General features: G+C 58.7%; 11 protein-coding genes and 1 tRNA gene. 6 read left to right on the top strand and 6 right to left on the bottom strand.

Going from position 1 to position 20,111, the window contains the following annotated elements; genetic code table 11:
* Position 1: 1 nt before the first annotated feature.
* The 6 genes from ACTQ0H_RS06835 to ACTQ0H_RS06810 all read right to left on the bottom strand — a co-directional run bounded on the left by ACTQ0H_RS06835 (position 2) and on the right by ACTQ0H_RS06810 (position 6,607).
* Positions 2-1,072: a polysaccharide biosynthesis protein gene (locus ACTQ0H_RS06835; RefSeq protein ID WP_441547993.1), complete on the bottom strand. Its 1,071-nt coding sequence runs from the start codon at positions 1,070-1,072 to the stop codon at positions 2-4.
* Positions 1,056-3,503 (bottom strand): glycosyltransferase, encoded by a 2,448-nt coding sequence (locus ACTQ0H_RS06830; RefSeq protein WP_441547992.1) that lies wholly within the window; start codon positions 3,501-3,503, stop codon positions 1,056-1,058. The genes ACTQ0H_RS06835 and ACTQ0H_RS06830 overlap by 17 nt, the downstream gene beginning before the upstream one ends.
* Before the next feature lie 73 nt (positions 3,504-3,576).
* Positions 3,577-4,128: an antiterminator LoaP gene (loaP, locus tag ACTQ0H_RS06825; RefSeq protein WP_441547991.1), complete on the bottom strand. Its 552-nt coding sequence runs from the start codon at positions 4,126-4,128 to the stop codon at positions 3,577-3,579.
* Between the two features lie 783 nt (positions 4,129-4,911).
* A tRNA-Ala gene (locus ACTQ0H_RS06820) sits at positions 4,912-4,987 on the bottom strand.
* Between the two features lie 252 nt (positions 4,988-5,239).
* Positions 5,240-5,908: a thiamine diphosphokinase gene (locus ACTQ0H_RS06815; RefSeq protein ID WP_441547990.1), complete on the bottom strand. Its 669-nt coding sequence runs from the start codon at positions 5,906-5,908 to the stop codon at positions 5,240-5,242.
* Positions 5,909-5,917: 9 nt separating this feature from the next.
* The gene (locus tag ACTQ0H_RS06810; protein ID WP_441547989.1) at positions 5,918-6,607 is read right to left on the bottom strand and encodes an HAD family hydrolase; all 690 of its coding nucleotides are present in this window, start codon (positions 6,605-6,607) and stop codon (positions 5,918-5,920) included.
* A 332-nt stretch (positions 6,608-6,939) separates the two neighbouring features.
* On the opposite strand from ACTQ0H_RS06810, the gene glgB reads away from it, so the two are divergent.
* From glgB to ACTQ0H_RS06780, 6 genes are all read left to right on the top strand, one after another.
* Positions 6,940-9,219, top strand: a complete 2,280-nt coding sequence (gene glgB, locus ACTQ0H_RS06805) for a 1,4-alpha-glucan branching protein GlgB (RefSeq protein ID WP_427729048.1) — start codon at positions 6,940-6,942, stop codon at positions 9,217-9,219.
* Positions 9,220-9,313: 94 nt separating this feature from the next.
* Positions 9,314-11,740, top strand: coding sequence for a glycogen/starch/alpha-glucan phosphorylase (locus ACTQ0H_RS06800; RefSeq protein ID WP_441547988.1), 2,427 nt, complete (start codon positions 9,314-9,316; stop codon positions 11,738-11,740).
* A 105-nt stretch (positions 11,741-11,845) separates the two neighbouring features.
* Positions 11,846-12,994 (top strand): glucose-1-phosphate adenylyltransferase, encoded by a 1,149-nt coding sequence (locus ACTQ0H_RS06795; protein WP_441041080.1) that lies wholly within the window; start codon positions 11,846-11,848, stop codon positions 12,992-12,994.
* A gap of 4 nt (positions 12,995-12,998) precedes the next feature.
* Complete coding sequence (gene glgD, locus ACTQ0H_RS06790) at positions 12,999-14,126, top strand: glucose-1-phosphate adenylyltransferase subunit GlgD (RefSeq protein WP_441547987.1); 1,128 nt, start codon at positions 12,999-13,001, stop codon at positions 14,124-14,126.
* Between the two features lie 90 nt (positions 14,127-14,216).
* Positions 14,217-16,544: a glycogen synthase GlgA gene (glgA, locus tag ACTQ0H_RS06785; protein ID WP_441547986.1), complete on the top strand. Its 2,328-nt coding sequence runs from the start codon at positions 14,217-14,219 to the stop codon at positions 16,542-16,544.
* 219 nt (positions 16,545-16,763) lie between these two features.
* On the top strand, positions 16,764-20,060 hold the full coding sequence (locus tag ACTQ0H_RS06780; RefSeq protein WP_441547985.1) for a 4-alpha-glucanotransferase: 3,297 nt from the start codon (positions 16,764-16,766) through the stop codon (positions 20,058-20,060).
* Positions 20,061-20,111: the final 51 nt, after the last annotated feature.

Here is a 20,111-nt window from a genome sequence, read left to right as displayed (position 1 = left end):
CCTACTGCACCGCCTCGTGCTCGCGGCCCTCCAGGGCCAGCTGCACGTACTCGGCGGTCTTGATCTTGGCGATGGTGCCCTCCACGTCGAGCCTCTCGGTGTTTTGGGAGGTGTAGGACTCGTCTGCCTGGGTCTCCACTTCGCCGTCCACGACGAACTTGTCGTAGTTCAGGTCGCGAGAGTCGCAGGCCACGCGGTAGTAGCCGCCCATGTCCTCGGCGCGCAGGCGCTCCTCGCGGGTCATGAGGGTCTCGAAGAGCTTCTCGCCGTGGCGGGTGCCGATCACCTGGGTGCCCACGCGGCCGAAGACCTCCTGCACGGCCTCGGCGAGGTCGCCGATCGTGGAGGCCGGCGCCTTCTGGATAAACAGGTCGCCGGGGTTGGCGTGCTCGAAGGCGAACTGCACCAGGTCGACGGCCTCGTCCAGGTTCATGAGGAAGCGTGTCATGTTGGGGTCGGTGACCGTGAGCGGCTCGCCCTTTCGGATGCGGTCGATGAAAAGCGGGATGACAGAGCCGCGCGAGCACATGACGTTGCCGTAGCGGGTGCAACAGATGGTGGTGCGCCCGGCGCCGTTGCGGGCGTTGGCGTAGATGATGGACTCCATCATGGCCTTGGACTTGCCCATGGCGTTGATGGGGTATGCGGCCTTGTCGGTGGAAAGGCACACTACGCGGTCCACGCCCTCGTCGATGGCAGCGTGCAGGACGTTGTCCGTGCCGATGACGTTGGTGCGCACGGCCTCCATGGGGAAGAACTCGCAGGAGGGCACCTGCTTCAGGGCAGCGGCGTGGAAGATGTAGTCCACGCCGTGCATGGCGTCCCGCACGCTCTGGGCGTTGCGGACGTCGCCTATGAAGAAGCGCACCTTGGAGGCGAGCTCGGGCGACTTCTCCTGCAGGCGGTGGCGCATGTCGTCCTGCTTCTTCTCGTCGCGGGAGAAGATGCGGATCTCGGCCAGGTCGGTGTTCATGAAGTGCTTAAGTACGGTGTTGCCGAACGAGCCGGTGCCGCCCGTGATCATGAGGGTCTTACCAGTGAACGTACCGCCGCAGTTATTCATTTTTGCCATCCTTCATAGCCTGAAGCTCCTTCTCGAGAATCGTGTAGAAGCTGTCTTTTGCAAAATGCTCTTCGTAATAACGTCTTCCGCGCCTACCCATCTCCTCGCGCTGACTGGGTGACATATCGGCAAACTGCCTGCAGATAGAGGCGAGGCCCTCAGGATCTTCTGGATCACAGCACAGACCACATCCAGCCTCTTCGATCACATGACGGGCTTCGCCGGTCACGGTGCCCAAAATAGGCCTTCCGGCCGCCATATAGGACGTAACTTTTCTGGGGAGCGTATAGCCGAGAATCGAATTGTTGGCAAAAGTGGCAACCATTGCGTCGCTTGAGCCATAGAACGACGGCATCTCAGCCAAAGGATGGCGCCCATGGAATTCAACGCACGAAGCACCAATCTCACTCTTATATCTCTTAAGAGTCTCAAGTTCAGAGCCGGAACCCACAACGTGCAGTGCAAATCTCGGGTCGCCTTCAAGATAGTGACCGGCTTCTACAAATGTATTCACAGCCTGAGCAATTCCGACGTTGCCAGCGAAAGTTAGATTTACTTTTGCGGAATCATACTCTGAACGCTTAGGAGCCTCTTCATTGAAGATATCCTCTGCATATTGCGGAAGATAGACCGTATCACGATTCATTTTTAGAACGGACTTAAAGTAGTCGCTAAAGTTTCTAGATGTAACAGCCAAAACGGTGGCAGCGTTGTAAATCTTGCGAGAAACCCGTGCATAGCCTTTAAAAATGAGGGACGTACGCTTGATGTTGCCAACAGTCAGACTTTCGGGCCAGAGATCTTGACACCACAAAAGAACAGGCACGTTATGCTTTTCACCGTATGCAAGTGCAGGTCTTGCCATCATAACGGGTGAAGTCTGGAACGAAAGGACAACGTCATACTCTGCATTCATCCTAAGAGCTTCTTTAGTAGCCCTAGAGCTAAAGCTGTAGTAATTGATCACTCGCTGCCAAATTTCACGTCCACGAGGAATGATTTCAACACGTCTAATATGAACGCCGTTGCGCTCCTGACTGCCGCGAGCACCGCGCTCATAACCAGGATAGATATCGCCATCAGGATAATTTGGGGTGCCAGTGAGCACCGTAACCTCATGGCCCATGGCGGCAAGTCCCTCACAGACATCGGCAATAGCAAACGGCTCAGGCCAATAATGCTGGCTAACAGCCAAAACACGCAGAGGACGCTCGGTCTTAAATGAGGGACCGGCAGAGACCTTATCGACATCGACCGCACCAACAAGTGCAGAGGCAATTTCGTCCTTTGTATAATCCTCGGACTCGTCAACTTCATTGATGGGAACAACTTCGTTTTCGCCAGTCTCCGGATCAAATCTCCTACGCACAACAGGAACGAACATCTGCAGATACACGCCCAAAAGAATTGCGAGCGCGGCCAAGACAACAAAGATAAGCAGCTTCCAGATGAGCGGGACCTGGGTAATGATGAATGCAAACACACACAGCAGGGCAGTAATGGCATATATGATTGCAACTAGAGCCTTTTGCCCAAAGCCACGTTTGAGAAGTCGGTGGTGAATATGTCCCTTATCGGGCGTACCGATACTAACTCCGACACGAGACCGGCGAACAATTGCAGCAAAGGTATCCAGAATGGGGACACCGACCATAACAATCGGAGCAAGGATCATCGAGAGGGTAGTATGGCCCGTATTAAGCAGCATGACAGCCAAGCCCAGGGAGAATCCAAGAAGTAGCGAGCCCGAATCTCCAAGGAAAATTTTTGCAGGGTTAAAATTCCAGCGTAAAAAGCCAAGCGTTGCACCGAAAAGAGCGGCAACCAAAGCGGCGGTTTCAAAACGGAGGGTCAAAACCGCCATAGCAAATAGTGCGGCACTGCAAACAGCAGTAATTCCTGACGCGAGGCCATCAACGCCATCAATTAAGTTAATGATATTGGCGAAGGAAACCAGGAAAATAACTGTGAGTGGATAGGCAAAGATGCCAAGATCGAGATAGCCACCATATAGCGGACTTGCAATTTGGCCAATAACAACACCCGATGCAACAGCAATGCAAGCGGCAACAATCTGCCAGAAAAACTTATTGAGAGCAGTAAGTTGAATTGCGTCGTCGACAACGCCAACGGTAAACATTGCCGCTATAGCCACAGCCACTCCCAAAGGATTTACCCCATTGGAAGACAAAACTTGAATTGTAGAAGGCATACCAAGAGAAGGAGCAGCCAAGACCCAAACGAGGAAGGAAACTGCCATGCCAAGCATTACAGCAATCCCGCCCATTCGCGGAGTAGGCTTGGTATTTACACGACGTCGGCTCGGATAATCAACCGAGCCGACCCTCCATGCAATCTTTGACGCAAGTGGCACCGTAAACAACGTCACCACCAGAGCAGTGATAAACAGCAACAGTGCAGCAGTTTTGATTTCGCCCATTAAATACATTCTCTCTTAGCCTACGTCCCCGCCCCCGGGGATCCTCCCTGTCCCGTTAAACAGTCGCCCGTAGTTAGGCGATCGCCTTTTTAAGGTTTCGCATTGCGCGCTGATCGGCCGAAAGCACGGCAAGGCCAACGCGCGTAGTTACGCGTCGGCCACACAGGTCGAGCTCCAAATAAGCAGTGCTCTTGCGTCTGTTAATGGATTTGATAAGGCCTTCGTGGCCCAGCAGCGGACCTGCCGTCACTACGACCTGGTCGCCGTCCTTTAAGGCCTCGCTCATGGGCACAACGCGGTCTCCCGCATGAGTAAAGCTGCCAATAAGCTGGACCTCTTCTTTTGCCAGCGGCACAAACTGACCGTCCTGGGATAGCACCCGGGCAAAGTCGTCCATGCGCAGCAGATACTGTTGCACGGTGCGGGGATCTGCCGTATCGCAGATAAGGTAACCGGGAAAGAGCGGCTTGGTCGTGTTGACCCATTCGCCGTGTACCTTGATCTCGGTTTGAAATTGGGGATAAAAGAGCTCCTGAATGTTGCCAGCCGGCACCATGCGCTCAATGCGCTCGCGCATTACATCTTCGCGACCATTAATGACCTGAATCACATACCACACGAGCACCACCCCCTTGCTGTCTTACGTGTGGCTCACGGGGTTTAGGTATGGCTTCGCCAGGGCGCTTGTGCGCGAAGGCGCTCCATATTCAAACCCTGAGCCCAGTTAGACAAGCGCGTGGCTCTGCCCCACCGTGAACGGTATGTATAAGTGCAGTTGCTAGAGTCGCGGACGTGTATCGCAAAATGACCGCGACCCCAGCTGCCTGCGTGCGATCCAGTCAAGCGGGAACAAAACTGAATCGCACGCAAACAGCTGTAGGACTGCTGCGATGAGTCATGGAATATCGAATCGAAAGAACGCCTTGCCCGTAGACAAAAACAAAGCCTTTCGATGCGATACGCATGACGACGGTATTGGAGCTCGTGGTTTTTCTGGCACCGCCGTTACGGCCGGATGCTGATCGACCCTGTGCTTTGCGGCTTGCTGGAGCCGTGAACACAGTTGAACCCATGTAATGTTAGTTATCCTAGCACAGCAGGTAGCCCATACGTTTTGGGGTGTTTTGAGCAACATATTGGTTACTTGCCGTGGTTATGGGGGATATTGTGCCGCCTTGCACACATTACCGCAGGTTTATAGGGGTGTGTTGGTTGGTGAGCACTGCCTGAGATGTATTACTGGCGGCGTGAATTGCTCAAACTATTATGTTTTGACTAACAAACTTTGTACAAAACGGGGAGGTAATTGCGCAACTTTTTACAGGTTGATGCGAGCGTCACTTTGGTTTGTAGTGTGGACAGGTATGAAAAAAGGCCTTCGGTTTTACGAAGGCCTTTGCATTCACGATGGTGGAGACGAGGGGGATCGAACCCCTGACCTCTTGACTGCCAGTCAAGCGCTCTCCCAGCTGAGCTACGCCCCCGTGACGAGGAGATACTATAGGGGAATGTTTTGCTTGATGCAAGAGATTTTTGTTGAAACTTTTTCTTACGGGTTTTCCTGGGACGGGGCTGAATTAGCTGGTTTTGGCTTAGCCAAAACCAGCTAATTAACCCACCGTCCCGATAAAACCCTCACGCGGCGACTGCCTGCTCGCCCGCCGTCCCGATAAAACCCTCACGCGGCGATTGCCTGCTCGCCCGCCGTCCCGATAAAACCCTCACGCGGCGATTGCCTACTCGCCCTCAGTCCCGATAAAACCCTCACGCAACAAATACGCTATTGCAGTGCCAGAGTGAACTTCGATCTTTGCGGTGGATCTTACTATGTTGCTGATGCCGGTGTCGGCTAGCAGGCCGAGGGGGCTGTGGTCTAGCTCCCACTCTAGGCCGTGTTCGCTTATTTCTGTGTTGGGGGCTATGGCGATGATGGAGAACGTTTTGCCCTCGGCACCCTCGATGGTCCAGGTCTCGTCCTGGTGCAGGAATCTGGCTGTCACTTCGTCTTCTTCGATCCAGACGGGGGCGTCCGCATAGCCTGCCAGTAGCCCTAACACAGACAGGGCCATGTCGGGGCGACCGCCGGTGGCGCAGGTCGCAACCACCTCGGCACCCGGCCAGCGACGGCGGACGGAATCGAGCGCAAGTGCCAGATCGGTATAGTCCTTGTAGGGGTCGTGGCGCTCAACCTCAAAGGCCTCGGCAGCATCGACCAACGTGCGACCGGTGTCGCTCACCGTGTCGGCATCTCCTACATACACGTCGCAGCCCAGGCCGGCGCCCAGCAGCGCGTCGAGCCCGCGGTCCACGGCGACAACGTGGTCGCACTCCACCGCTAGTCGACGCATCAGATCCGCGCTCGCCACCACCGGTGAGCCGCAAACAACTAATACTTTGCAAGCCACGGCCCTCGCCTAGCCCTCAAACGAAAGCACGCGGGCCAAATCCAGGTCCTCATAGCTATCGATAAAGATGTCGCAGTTGTCGCGAACCTCGTCGCGCTCCATACGGCCGTGCGGGTCATAAATGCCCACGCGCTTAAAGCCTGCAGCGCCAGAGCTCTTAAGGCCAAAGACGGCGTCTTCAAACACCCACGCGCGCTCAAACTTGTGCCCGTGGCGCCCTTCCAGGCGGCGCAGCGCCAGCTCGTACACATCGGGGAACTGCTTGGAGCGGCCCGCCTCGCCCGTCGTGGTAATAAACTCCATATAGGCGTCGAGCCCCGCACCCGCGAGTGCGGACTGCACCAGCTCGGCCGGCGTGGATGTGGCCACGCACATAGCAATGCCGGCCAATTTCGCCTGCTCCAAAAACGCCAGGAGCCCCTCGCGCGGCGGCACCTTGGAGTAGCCATCGATCAGGATGTCGCTCAGCTCGCGATACAGCTCCTCGCCATTTTCGCCAATGCCCCACGTGTCGTGGTAGGCCTGGCACTCGTCCTCGAGCGACAAATGCTCAAACTGGGCAAAATCGTCAATCGTTACATCAATGCCGTGACGCCGCAATAGTTCGGGCGACGCATAGTCCCAAACGGGGGTGCTATTTACCAGTGTGCCGTCGCAATCAAAAATAAAAGCAACATTAGAGGCGGCTGTGTGGTTCATTCGCAAACCTTTCAATGTCAAATGGTAAACAACCTGCTAAAAACGTTTTACCAAACGTAAATCTAAATATCTTGAAAACCCTAATTGGTAAAACTGTCAAGAGTTTTACCATCGCAATTCTGTCAGTGGCATAAACATGGCGCTCACCGATTAAACGCCACCGTAAATCCACTTTCGTCCATAAAAGTAACGGACAGGTGTTATTGTAGTTTTTGCCGAAAGTTCCACCGTGCACGCGAGGTGGGACGACTCATAGAGCTATCGCCGTCCCTTCGATTCGTGCAGCCTTGGACCTTTCGCATCTAGTCACCAAGGCAACACGCTGCCGCGTCATGATGGGATCAAACGTGAGCGATACAAAGCTAAAGCCAGCAACCAAAAAGCCCGCTACCCGTAAAGCCGCCCCGCACGCACCGGAGCTCACCAAGGACGATGTCTATCTGTTTGGCATTGGAATGTGGGAGCGCAGCTGGGAAAAGATGGGCGCGCATCCCGACACGCAGCAGCGCACGCGCGGCTGGCGTTTTTGCGTTTGGGCGCCCGACGTTAAGAGCGTCCACGTTATCGGTGAATTCAACAATTGGGACGAACAAGCCAACCCGCTGGTGCCCGTACACACGAGCGCTATCTGGGAAGGCTTTATTCCTGGAGCCGAGCAGGGCCAGCTCTATAAATACCTCATCGAGACCAACGAGGGCGAAAAGCTCTACAAGGCCGATCCGTACGCCTTTAAGGCCGAGTGCCCTCCGGGAACGGCGAGCGTGCTGTGGACCCTCGATGGCTACCAGTGGAACGACGCCGCGTGGCTCAAGCGCCGCGCCGGCCACAACCACATGTCGCAGCCGCTCAACATCTACGAGGTGCATATCGGCTCGTGGAAGCGCCACGGAGACGAGCCACAGGGCGAGCCGGACGAGTACGGCAACTACCCCGGTCCCATGGACCCCTTCCCTGCGCAGCGCGGCGAGTTTTACACTTACGACGACCTGTCGGTGGAGCTCGTGGACTACGTGCGCGATATGGGCTACACGCATATCGAGGTCATGCCGCTTATGGAGCACCCCTTCGATGGCTCCTGGGGCTACCAGACGACTGGCTACTTTGCCGCCACGTCGCGCTACGGCAACCCGCAGCAGCTCATGCACTTTATCGATGCATGCCACGAGGCGGGCATCGGCGTAATCATGGACTGGGTACCCGGCGGTTTTTGCGCCGACTCCCACGGCCTTGCCACCTTTAACGGCCACATGCTGTTTGAGCATGAGATTCACCCCAACTGGGGCACGCACAAGTTTGACTTCGCCCGCGGCGAGGTCCGCTCCTTCTTGGTCTCCAACGTGCTGTACTGGATCGAGAACTTCCATGTGGACGGCATTCGCATGGACGGCGTGTCCAGCATGCTGTACCTCAACTTTGGCATTGACGATCCTGGCCAAAAGAAGTTCAACAAGTACGGTACCGAGGAGGACCTGGACGCCAGCGCGTTTATCCGTCAGGTCAACTGCGCTGTTGAGGCGCACTACCCCGACGTGATGATGATGGCCGAGGAGTCCACCGCGTGGCCGCTTGTGACCTATCCGCCGCAGGACGGCGGCCTGGGCTTCCACTACAAGTGGGACATGGGCTGGATGAACGACACCCTGCACTACATGCAGACCGATTTTCCGTGGCGCCCCGGCAACCATGGCTTGCTCACGTTCTCCATCATGTACGCCTTTACCGAGAACTTTATCTGCCCGCTCAGCCATGACGAGGTCGTGCACGGCAAGTGCTCGCTCATCGGCCGCATGCCGGGTGACTGGTGGCGCCAGTTTGCCGGCCTGCGCACGCTCGCCTTCTACCAGATGACGCACCCCGGTGCCAAGCTCAACTTTATGGGCAACGAGATCGGCCAGTTTATCGAGTGGCGCTACTACGAATCTATTCAGTGGTTCTTGACCGAGCAGTATGAGACCCATGCACACCATCAGGCGTTCATTAAGGCGCTCAACCACCTGTATACCGCCGAGCCCGCCCTGTACGAGCGCGGTTACAATGACGACGGCTTTACCTGGATCGACGCGGACAACTCCAAACAGTCCATCGTGAGCTTTGTGCGTCAGGGCGAAAACGTCGATGACGACCTCGTGATCCTGATCAACTTTGACCCGGCGGCCTACGAGAGCTTCCGTGTGGGCGTGCCGCGTGAGGGCGACTGGGAGGTCATCTTTGACTCCGACCGTCCCGAGTTTGGCGGCAGCGGCTATGCTGGCGAGGAGCCCTACACCTGCTCGAGCGAGCCCTATCCCTGGAACGGGCAGATGGACTCCATCGAGATTAAGGTGCCCAGCCTGGCAGGCGTGGTGCTTAAGCGTCGCGGCCCCAGCAGCTATAAGCCGCCCGTGGTCGAGGAGCCCAAGAAGGCGACCCGCAAGCGTGCGTCCTCGGTGAAGCCCAAGCCAGCGGCCGCCAAGAAGGCTCCGGCCAAGGCGAAGGCTACGACGACCAAGGCCAAGGCTAAGGCCGCCGCAAAGCCCGCTGCCAAGGCTACCGCGACCAAGAAGCCGGCTGCCAAAAAAGCCGCCACCAAAGCCAAGTCTGCTTCTGTTAAGTCGTCACCTAAGGATGCGTAACAAAGCCGTTACAGCTGTAATTACCCGCCCCAGCGGGGCGTAGGATACAAGTCACAACCGTTCCGGGAGAAACATCCCCGGGGGAAAGGAACGTATGAATAAGATCTTCGACAACAAGCAGGAGTTTACCGAGCTCTATCGCGATGCCGTCATGAGCATTAGCGGCAAGAACGTCGAGGCCGCCAGCGACCTGGATCGCTTTAACGCCCTGGCCAAGCTCGTGGCCGAGAAGGCCCGCACCGTTGCCACCAAGAGCGACGCCCGTGCGGCAGCCGAGGGCAAGAAGCGCGTGTACTACTTCTCGATCGAGTTTTTGATCGGCCGCCTGCTTGACAACTACCTGCTCAACTTTGGCGTGCGCGACATGGTCGCCGAGGCGCTCGACGATATGGGCCTTGACCTGTCCGTCATCGAGAGCCAGGAGCCCGATCCGGCGCTGGGCAACGGTGGCCTGGGTCGTCTGGCCGCATGCTTCCTGGATTCCATGGCAGCCGAGGGCATTGCCGGCTACGGCAACGGCATGCGCTACCGCTACGGCCTGTTTAAACAGGAGATCGTCAACGGCAGCCAGGTCGAAACCACCGACGAGTGGCTCACCAACGGCTATCCCTGGGAGGTCCGTCGTCAGGACAAGGCCGTGACCATTAAGTTTGGTGGCCGCGTCGAGGGCTTTGAGGAGAACGGCCGCACGTTCTATCGAACCGTGGACACGCAGGACATCCTGGCCGTCCCTTATGACATCCCCGTGGTGGGCTATGCCGGCGAGACCGTCAACAAGCTGCGCGTCTGGGCCGCTGAGCCGGTCGAGGAGCACTTCGATCTGGAGGCCTTCAACCGCGGCGACTACGCCCTGGCCGACGCCGAGCGCGCCGAGGCCGAGGCTATCAGCGCCATCCTCTACCCCAACGACGCCGGCGAGCACGGCCGTCTGCTGCGTCTGAAGCAGGAATACCTGTTTGTCTCGGCCGGTATCTATAGCCTGCTCGACACCTTTGAGAAGGAACACGGCGCGAACTGGGAGCTGCTGCCGCAGTTTGTGGCCATCCACACCAACGATACGCACCCCGCCATGTGCGGCCCCGAGCTCATGCGCATCCTCATCGACGAGAAGAAGCTCGAGTGGGATGACGCCTGGAACATCGTGACGCAGGTCGTGAGCTACACCAACCACACCATCCTGCCCGAGGCCCTGGAGAAGTGGCCCATCGGCACGTTCTCCAAGCTCCTCCCCCGTGTGTACCAGATCATCGACGAAATCAGCCGTCGTTGGCATGAGTCGTTCGATACTACGCAGGAGGGCTGGCAGGAGCGTCTGCGCCAGACCGCCATCCTATGGGACGGCGAGGTTCGCATGGCCAACCTGTCCGTGATCTGCAGCCACAGCGTCAACGGCGTGGCCAAGATTCACTCCGATATCATCAAGAACAATGTGCTCAAGGACTTCTATGCCCTGACGCCCGAGAAGTTCAACAACAAGACCAACGGCATCTCGCACCGTCGCTTCTTTGCCGAGGCCAACCCCACCTACGCCAAGCTCGTGACCGAGGCCATTGGCGACGGCTGGCTGAAGGATGCCTTTGAGCTGGAGAAACTTAAAGGTTTTCAGAACGACACCGAGTTCCTGAAGGCCGTGGGTGCCTCCAAGCGCGCCAACAAGGAGCGTCTTGCCGCCTACGTTAAGGCAGAGACCGGTCTGGTTATTGACCCCAACACCGTCTTCGATGTTCAGGTAAAGCGTTTTCATGCCTACAAGCGCCAGCTCATGAACATCATGAAGGTGATGGACATCTACAACCGTCGCATCGCCAATCCCAACTTCCACGTGACACCGACGACCTTTATCTTTAGCGGCAAGGCCGCCTCGAGCTACACCTTTGCCAAGGAGACCATCCGCCTGATCAACTCGGTGGCCGAGGTCATCAACAACGACCCGCGCGTCAACGAAGTCATGAAGGTCTGCTTTATCCCCAACTTCCGCGTGAGCAACGCCCAGCTCATCTACCCTGCCGCCGAGATTTCGGAGCAGATTTCCACAGCTGGCAAGGAGGCCTCGGGCACGTCCAACATGAAGCTCATGATGAACGGCGCCATTACGCTGGGCACCCTCGACGGCGCCAACATCGAAATCGCCGATTTGGCCGGCCGCGAGAACGAGGCGATCTTTGGCCTGACCGCTCCCGAGGTCGAGCAGCTCTGGGCATCGAACAGCTACTTTGCGTGGGATACGCTCAACAATGATCGCGAACGTCTGGGCCGTGTGATGGATGAGCTCAAGGACAACACGTTTGCCGGCCTTTCGGGCAACTTTGAGAGCATCTACAACGAGCTTATGAACAACAACGACCCCGACCTGGTCATGGCAGACTTCCGCAGCTACGTGGATGCATGGGAGAAGCTCACGGGCAGCTATGGCGACCAGGAGACCTGGAACCGCAAGGCGCTGCTCAACACCGCCTCGAGCGGCTGGTTCTCGAGCGACCGCACCATTCGCGAGTACCGCGACGAGATCTGGCACGCTTAAAGGCCGCGAGTTCCCTTTGCCGCACGGCATTACTCGACGGGCGCGACCGAGCGCCGCGCCCGTCGCTAATGGGTTTAGGAACATCGATGACAGAAGGAGAAACCGATGAGTAAGAAAGAATGCATCGCGATGCTCCTCGCAGGAGGACAGGGAAGCCGATTGGGGGCACTCACCCAAAAGATCGCTAAACCGGCGGTTAGCTTTGGTGGCAAGTTCCGCATTATCGACTTTTCGCTGTCCAACTGCTCCAATTCGGGCATCGACACGGTGGGCGTTCTGACGCAGTATCGTCCCTATCTGCTGCATGCCTACGTGGGCTCTGGCGAGGCGTGGGATCTGGACAGCCGCGACGGTGGCGTGTCGATCCTGCCGCCGTACGAAACGCAAACCGGTGGCGCATGGTATGCGGGCACGGCCGACGCCATCACGCAGAACCTCGACTACATCAAGTCCAACGACCCCAAATACGTCCTGATTCTTTCGGGCGATCATCTGTATCGCATGGACTACCGCAAGATGCTCAAGACGCACATTGAGAACAACGCCGACCTCACGGTGAGCGTTATGCCCGTGCCGTGGGAGGAGGCCAGCCGCTTTGGCATCCTGACCACCGACCCCGAGGACGGCCGCATCACCAAGTTCACGGAGAAGCCCGAGAAGCCCGATTCGAACCTCGCGTCCATGGGCATCTACATCTTCTCGGCCGACGTGCTGATCAAGGCGCTCGAGGAGGACGCTCTGGACCAGCGCTCGAGCCACGACTTTGGCAAGGACATCATCCCCAAGCTGCTCGGCGAGAACAAGCGCCTGTACAGCTACGAGTTCCACGGCTTTTGGAAGGATGTTGGCACCATCGCCAGCTTCCACGAGACCTCGATGGACCTGCTGGGCAACAACCCCGAGTTCGATCTGTTTGACAAGAGCTTCCCCATCATGTCCAACATCACCACGCGTCCGCCGCACTACATTGGCCCGGACGGTCGCCTGGACGACTGCCTGGTCTCCAATGGCTGCAAGATCTACGGCACCGCTCGCCACTCGATCCTTTCGACCGATGTCATCATCGAGGAGCGCGCCGTGGTCGAGGACTCCGTGCTGCTGCCGGGTGCGCACGTTAAGAGCGGCGCGCACATTTGCCGCGCTATTTTGGGCGAGAACTCCACGGTCGAAGAGGGCGTGAAGCTCGGCTCTGTCGATACCACCAAGGATACGGCCGTCGTTGGAAATGACGTCGTTGTCGGGAAGGGGGAATGATCCGATGATCAATCGCAAGGCCATCGGCTATATCACCGCTAACTACTCTTCGACCTACGGCAGCGTGCTGCTCAAGGATCGCCCCATCGCATCCGTTCCGTTTTTGGGCCGCTACCGCCTGATCGACTTTCCGCTGTCCAACATGATGAATGCCGGCATTAAGACCGTCGGCGTTGTCATGCCGGGCAACTACCGCTCGCTGATCGACCACGTGGGCTCGGGCAAGGACTGGGGCCTGGACCGCAAGAACGGCGGCCTGTTCATGGTGCCCGGCAACGCGTATGGCACCACCAAGGGCGGCATGCGCTTCTTGCTCCGCGACATCATCTCCAACAAGACGCTGTTCCAGCGCTCGGACAAGCCCTATGTTGTGATGATGGGCACCAACGTCATCTTTAACATGGACCTCAACACCATTATCGAGGCGCACGAGAAATCCGGTGCCCAGATGACCGTGGTGTACTGCAAGGCCACGCACAACATCGAAGACGAGACCAAGCTCGATATCAACGAGAACGGCCGCCTGACGGGCGTAAGCGCCGGCGTCGCGTACGGCGACAACGCCTCTATGGACTGCTGCATCGTCAACCGCGAGACGCTGCTCCAGATCATCGACCACTACCAAGCCGCCGACTATCTGGACCTGCTCGAGGCACTCCAGGGCGACTTTGGCAACATCGACGTGTGCAGCTACAAGTACAAGGGCGAGGTCGTGGGCGTGTTTAGCGAGAAATCGCTGTATCGTCGCAGCATGGACCTGCTCGACCAGACCGTTGCCGATCAGCTCTTTGACCCCGAGCGTCCGATCCTGACCAAGGCCCACGACGTGCCGCCTTCGCGTTACGCGACCGGCAGCCACGCCTGCAACTCGATCATCTCGGCCGGCTGCATCATCAAGGGCACCGTGCGCAACTCGATTCTGTCGCGCGGCGTTGTGATCGAGGAAGGCGCCTCGGTGACCAACTCGATCATCAACCAGAGCTGCATCATCAAGAGCGGCGCCCGTGTTGAGAACGCCATCTTGGACAAGAACAACGTGGTTCCCACCAACACCGAGCTTCGCGGTACGCCCGAGAACATCCTGGTGCTGGGCAAGGCTCCGTTAACTTCCGATACCACCATCGCTCGTTAACGTTGGCACCACATAATCGCACGTAACTTGTAGAATAGTCGCCCGGTTAGCGCCAGGCGACTATTCTCGAATTGCAACATGGGAGACAAAATGGCACAAACCAGCAAAAAGATGCAGATCGTGTTTGCCTCGGCAGAGTGCGCGCCGTTTGTTAAGACCGGTGGCTTGGGTGACGTGGCGGGCTCGCTGCCTGCGGCACTCGTGCGCGCTGGCGCCGAAGTCATTGTGATGGTGCCCAAGTACGCCACCATCAAGGACGAGTACAAGGCGCAGATGGAGCACTTTACCGACTTTTACGTGAGCCTGAGCTGGCGCAACGAGTACTGCGGGTTGGAGAAGCTCGAGCACGACGGCGTCACCTATATGTTCGTGGACAACGAGCACTACTTTGCGCGCGACTATCCCTACGGCTTCTTTGACGACGGCGAGCGCTTCGCGTTTTTCTCCAAGGCCATCACCGAGAGCCTGCAGCACCTGCCCGAAGGCTTTGAGTGCGACATCCTGCACTGCAACGACTGGCAGACGGCGCTGGCGCCCGTGTTCTTGCGAGAGTTCTACCAAGGCCTGCCGCTGTACGACCGCGTCAAGACCGTGTTCTCGATCCACAATGTGGCGTTCCAGGGTCAGTTTAGCGATACCGTGATGGAAGACATACTGGGTGTGGCGCATATTCCGGCAGCTGCCACGCAGTTGCGCTGTGACGCCTGCAGCATTAACTATATGCTGGGCGCGCTGCACTATGCCGATGCCATCACCACGGTGAGCCCCACCTATGCGAGCGAGATCCAGACGCCCGAGTTTGGCGAGGGCCTGGACGGCGTGCTGCGCGAGCGTTCCTACGCTCTGCAGGGTATCCTCAACGGCATTGACGTTGTGGGTTTTGATCCGGCGACCGACAAGCGCATTGCCGCCAACTACACGGTTGATGACCGTGCGGGGAAGGCCGTATGCAAGGCAAAGCTGCAGGAGGAGTTGGGGCTCGAGATTCGCGACGACCGCCCGCTTATGGTGATGGTCACGCGCCTGACGCGACAGAAGGGCATGGACCTGGTCATGTACGCGCTCGACCGCATCCTGTCCGGTGGCGTTCAGGTGGCCGTGCTGGGTACCGGCGACCGCGACTACGAGGACGGACTGCGCTACTTCCAGTACAAATACCCCGGCACCATGGCGGCGCGTATCGAGTTTGACCCGGCGCTTTCGCAGCGCATGTACGCCGCCGCCGATATGTTCCTGATGCCCTCGAAGTTTGAGCCGTGTGGCCTGTCGCAGATCATCGCCATGCGCTACGGCACCCTGCCCATTGTGCGCGAGACCGGTGGCCTGAAGGACACCGTGCAACCGTACAACGAGTTTACCGGCGAGGGCACGGGCTTCTCATTTAGTCACTTTAACGGCGACGAGATGGGCGACGCGGTGTTCCGCGCGGCTCGCCTGTTCTGGGATAACCGCGGGGCCTGGAATCAGCTGGTCACGCAGGCCATGAGCCAGGACTTTAGCTGGACACGTTCGGCCGATAAGTATCTGGACCTGTACTTCTTTATGCACCCGGAGATTGAGAGGCCGGTGGCAGTGGAGGCTGCTGCGGCCGTGGAGGAGCCGGCTGCCGCTGAGGCCGAGCCTGCGGCACCCGTTAAGGAGCCCGCTGCTGCCGAGGCCGAGCCTGCGGCACCCGTTAAGGAGCCCGCTGCTGCCGAGGAGCCCAAGGCCGAGGAGAAGCCGGCTGACGACGGCGAGGTAAAGCCCACGGCGAAGCCTGCCGCCAAGAAGACGACGACCCGCAAGACGGCGGCTAAGAAGGCCACGACCACGAAGGCCGCTACGAGCAAGACCACCGCTGCCAAGAAGGCCGTCGAAGCCGAGGCCGCTCCCGAGGTAAAGGCCGAGGCCACCGCTGAGGCTGCCACTGCCGAGGCTAAGACCGCGGCAAAGGCTCCGGCCAAGACCGCTGCCAAGAAGACGACCGCGACCAAGACCGCGACCGCCAAGAAGGCCACGGCTACGAAGTCGCCGGCGACCAAGGCTGCTACGACGAAGGCCGCCGCGAAGACGGCCCCGAAGGCTGCTGCAAAGCCCGCCGTCAAGGTCGAGGAGGCGCCCTCCGAGCCCAAGGCCAAGGCAGCTGTCGAGGCAAAGCCGGCCGCCAAGACCACCACACGCAAGCGCGCCACGACAACGGCCAAAAAGGCTACGACCAAGACAGCCGCTCCCAAGGCAGAGGCTAAAGCCAAGGACAAACCCGCAGTAAAGGCCGAGCCGGAACCGAAGGCCGCCGAGGTCAAGGCCGCTCCGAAGGCTACGGCAAAGACCGAACCCGCCAAGAAGGCCCCGGTCTCCCCCGCCGCTCCAGCCGAGGAAAAGGCTCCGACCAAGAAGACCTCCGTCCGCAAGGCAACGGCCACCCGCAAGCGCCGCTAGTCCACAGACGATCTAAAACCTAATAAAAACCCTAAACAAGGGGCGCTCCAACCGGGCGCCCCTTCTCTGTGGATAGTTGGTAAAACGATTTTCTAGGACAACCGTTCGCCGATAGTGAGCGACTGTAGTTTATACAACTAAAGTGCAACGGATATACTTATGCACTGTGCGTTAAGCCCATGACCCGCTGGCCATGATTGTATAGAACTGGACCGTACTATGAGATTGATACACAACAGCCGCCTGACGCAGTTTCGCACTCCTTTTGGCGCTGTGACCACTGGAACTTCCGTTTCGCTTTCGGTGATTTTGGAGGATGCCGACCCCAACCAGGCAACGCTCACCCTGCGCACCTGGGTTGACGGCATCGGAGAGACCTTGATCCCCATGGAGCACAAGGGCGATGGCATCTTTACCGGTGAGCTCAACTGCGCCGAGCCCTGTCTTGTATGGTACAGCTTTATATGCAATATCGAAGGCCAGTCCGAGGTCCGCTTGGGTGCGCCGCAGGGTCGCACCGGCGGCGAGGGCGTTGTATACAACTACGCCGAGGTTCCGTCCTTCCAGATTACCGTCTACAAGCACCGCGAGAACCGTCCCACCTGGTACGAGCACGGCATGGTCTACCAGATCTTCCCCGACCGCTACGCCCGCGACGAAAACTGGCGCGAGCGCACGCTGGCCGAGGTCGAAAAACCGCGTAAGGGAATCCAGCGTCGCATGGTCGAGGACTGGAACGAGCCGCCCGTGTACGAGCGTGCCGAGGACAGATCCATCAAGACCTGGGATTTTTACGGTGGCTCGCTCAAGGGTATCCAAAATGACCTGCCCCGCATCGCCGAGCTGGGCTTTACGGCCATCTACCTCAACCCGATCTTTGAGGCCGCGAGCAACCACCGCTACGACACAGCCGATTACACCAAGATCGACCCGATTCTGGGAACCGAGCAGGACTTTACGGAGCTATGCGAGGCGGCCGAGAAGCTCGGCATTTCCATCATCCTGGACGGCGTCTTCAACCATACGGGCGACGACTCGATCTACTTTAACCGCTACGGCAACTATCCCGGCGTCGGCGCGTGGCAGAGCGAGGACTCCCCGTGGCGCGATGCGTTTACCTTCCACGAGGACGGTTCGTATGACTGCTGGTGGGGCGTGAGCAACATGCCCGCCCTCAACGAGAATTCCGAGCTCGTGCGTAAAAAGCTTCTGGGCAAGGACGGCGTCATTCGCAAGTGGCTGCGCGCCGGTGCCCACGGCTGGCGACTCGATGTGGCCGACGAGCTTTCCGATGACTTCCTGGCCGATATCAAGGCCGCCGTGCTCGAAGAGAAGCCCGATGCGCTGCTGCTCGGCGAAGTCTGGGAGGACGCTTCCAACAAGATCAGCTATGGCCATCTGCGCCGTTATCTGCAGGGCTCCGAACTCGATTCCGCCATGGACTACCCCTTCCGCGACATGGTCATCGGCTTTTTGATGGGCTACAAGGACGCCTATCAGGCTGCCGAGGACATCGAGACACTGCGCGAGAACTACCCGCGCGAGGCACTGGCCTGCGCGCTCAATCTGCTTTCGAGCCACGACCGTCCGCGCATTATCTCGGTGCTCGGCGGTGGTCCCGACGAGTCGCAGCTACCCGAGAGCGAGCGTAGCAAATGGCGCTTGGACGAGAACTCCATGGACCTGGCCAAGAGGCGCTTTTGGTTGGCGACGCTCATGCAGATGACCTTCCCCGGCGTGCCCTCGATCTATTATGGCGATGAGTACGGCCTGGAGGGCCTCACCGATCCGGGCAACCGCCGTACCCTGCCGACAAAGGACCAGCTCCACGATTTCGATACGTTGGCCATCGTGAAGAACGCATCCGCCCTGCGCCGCGCGTTGCCGTTTATGGTTGACGGCGAGATCAAGGCCTTCGCGCTTAACGACGACGTCCTAGCCTACACCCGCACGGGCAAAGACGGCGAGGCTGCGACTGTTATCGTCAATCGCAGCCTGCGCAATTCGCACCGCGTGACGATTCCAGCGCTCGGTGAATGTGCGAGCGACGTGATCAGCGGTCACGAGTGCGAGATCCACAACGGCACGGTTACGCTCGACCTGTACCCGCTGGGCTCTTCGATCATCTATCACCATGCCGAGAGGCGCCTGCAAGAGCCGCTCGATCATGGCGCGGGCGTCGTATGCCACATCACCTCGGTGCCGACTGACGATGGCAAGCCGGGTACGATCGGCGCACCCACGCGTCGCTTTATCGACCACCTGGCCGCCATGGGCATGCGCTACTGGCAGGTCCTGCCCGTCAACCCGACGGATTTCTTCCGCTCCCCCTATGCCGGACCCTCGGCTTTTGCGGGTAACATCGACCTGCTGCCCGAGAGTCACGAGGAGCTGGCCGCCGACTTCGCTTCTTGGAAGGCCCACGGTGGCGAAGATGCCGACCCGCTGTACACCGCGTTTAAACATCGCAATGCCGATTGGCTCGAGAAGTACTGCGTCTACATGGCCGTTAAGAAATACTTTGAGGGCGAGTCGCGCCACAATTGGCCGGCAGATGTCGCGCGCTACAACGAGCATCTGATCGACGACAAGCGCTTCCACGACGAGGCCGAGCTTCAGGCGTACATGCAGTACCGCTTTGACCTGGCTTGGTGCGAGCTCATGAACTATGCGCACAAGAAGGGCATCGAGGTCATCGGCGATATCCCGATGTATGTATCGGACGATTCGGCAGATGCGTGGAGCGAGCCCGAGAACTTCTGGCTGTCCGATACCGGCAAGGCAATCGAGATATCCGGTGCGCCACCCGACAACTTTGCGCCCGAAGGTCAGGTGTGGGGAAACCCCACCTTCCGCTGGGATCACATGAGGGAGAGCGGCTATCGCTGGTGGCTCGATCGCCTGCGCCGAGCGTTCGCGCTCTACGACCGCGTGCGCCTGGACCACTTCCTGGGCTTCCACAACTACTTTAGCATTCCCGCTGGCAAAGCCTGTGCTGACGGCCGCTGGCTTGCCGGTCCGGGCAAGGACCTGTTCCAGGCCGCCTACGACGAGCTGGGTCCGCTCAATTTTATTGCCGAGGATCTGGGCTATCTGACGCCTGGCGTTCGCGCTATGGCTTCGACCTGCGGTTTTCCCGGCATGGACGTACTGGAGTTTAGTGACTACGACGTTCGCTGCGGAATTCATCCCACGCCGGGCAAAATCCTGTACACCTCGACGCACGACACTTCGACGCTCGCTGGCTGGTGCACGCGCTCCTTTGCAGGCGGCGACGAGCCGAGCGGTGCTGAGGTGGCGGCCAAGCTGATGGGCGACGCGCTCGCAAGCGATGCCCCCCTGGTGATGATGCCGCTGCAGGATGTGCTGGGGCTGGGCGATGACGCACGTATGAACGTGCCGGGTGTAGCCACAGGCAACTGGACGTGGCAGGCACAAGAGGCAGACGTTGCGGAGGCCGAAGAGAAAACTGCGAAGCTCCTGCGCAGCACCCATAGATTCTGGGGCGAAGCGTGATAAAACCCTCGATATGGGGTACAGTTACAGCTGTTTGAATTTTTGCGGGCA

Source organism: Collinsella sp. LCP21S3_A3 (genome assembly GCF_052118905.1).
In the GTDB taxonomy this organism is placed as follows: domain Bacteria; phylum Actinomycetota; class Coriobacteriia; order Coriobacteriales; family Coriobacteriaceae; genus Collinsella.
The sequence above is the reverse complement of the archived record's forward strand: the minus strand, read 5'-3'. Positions and strand labels throughout refer to the sequence as shown.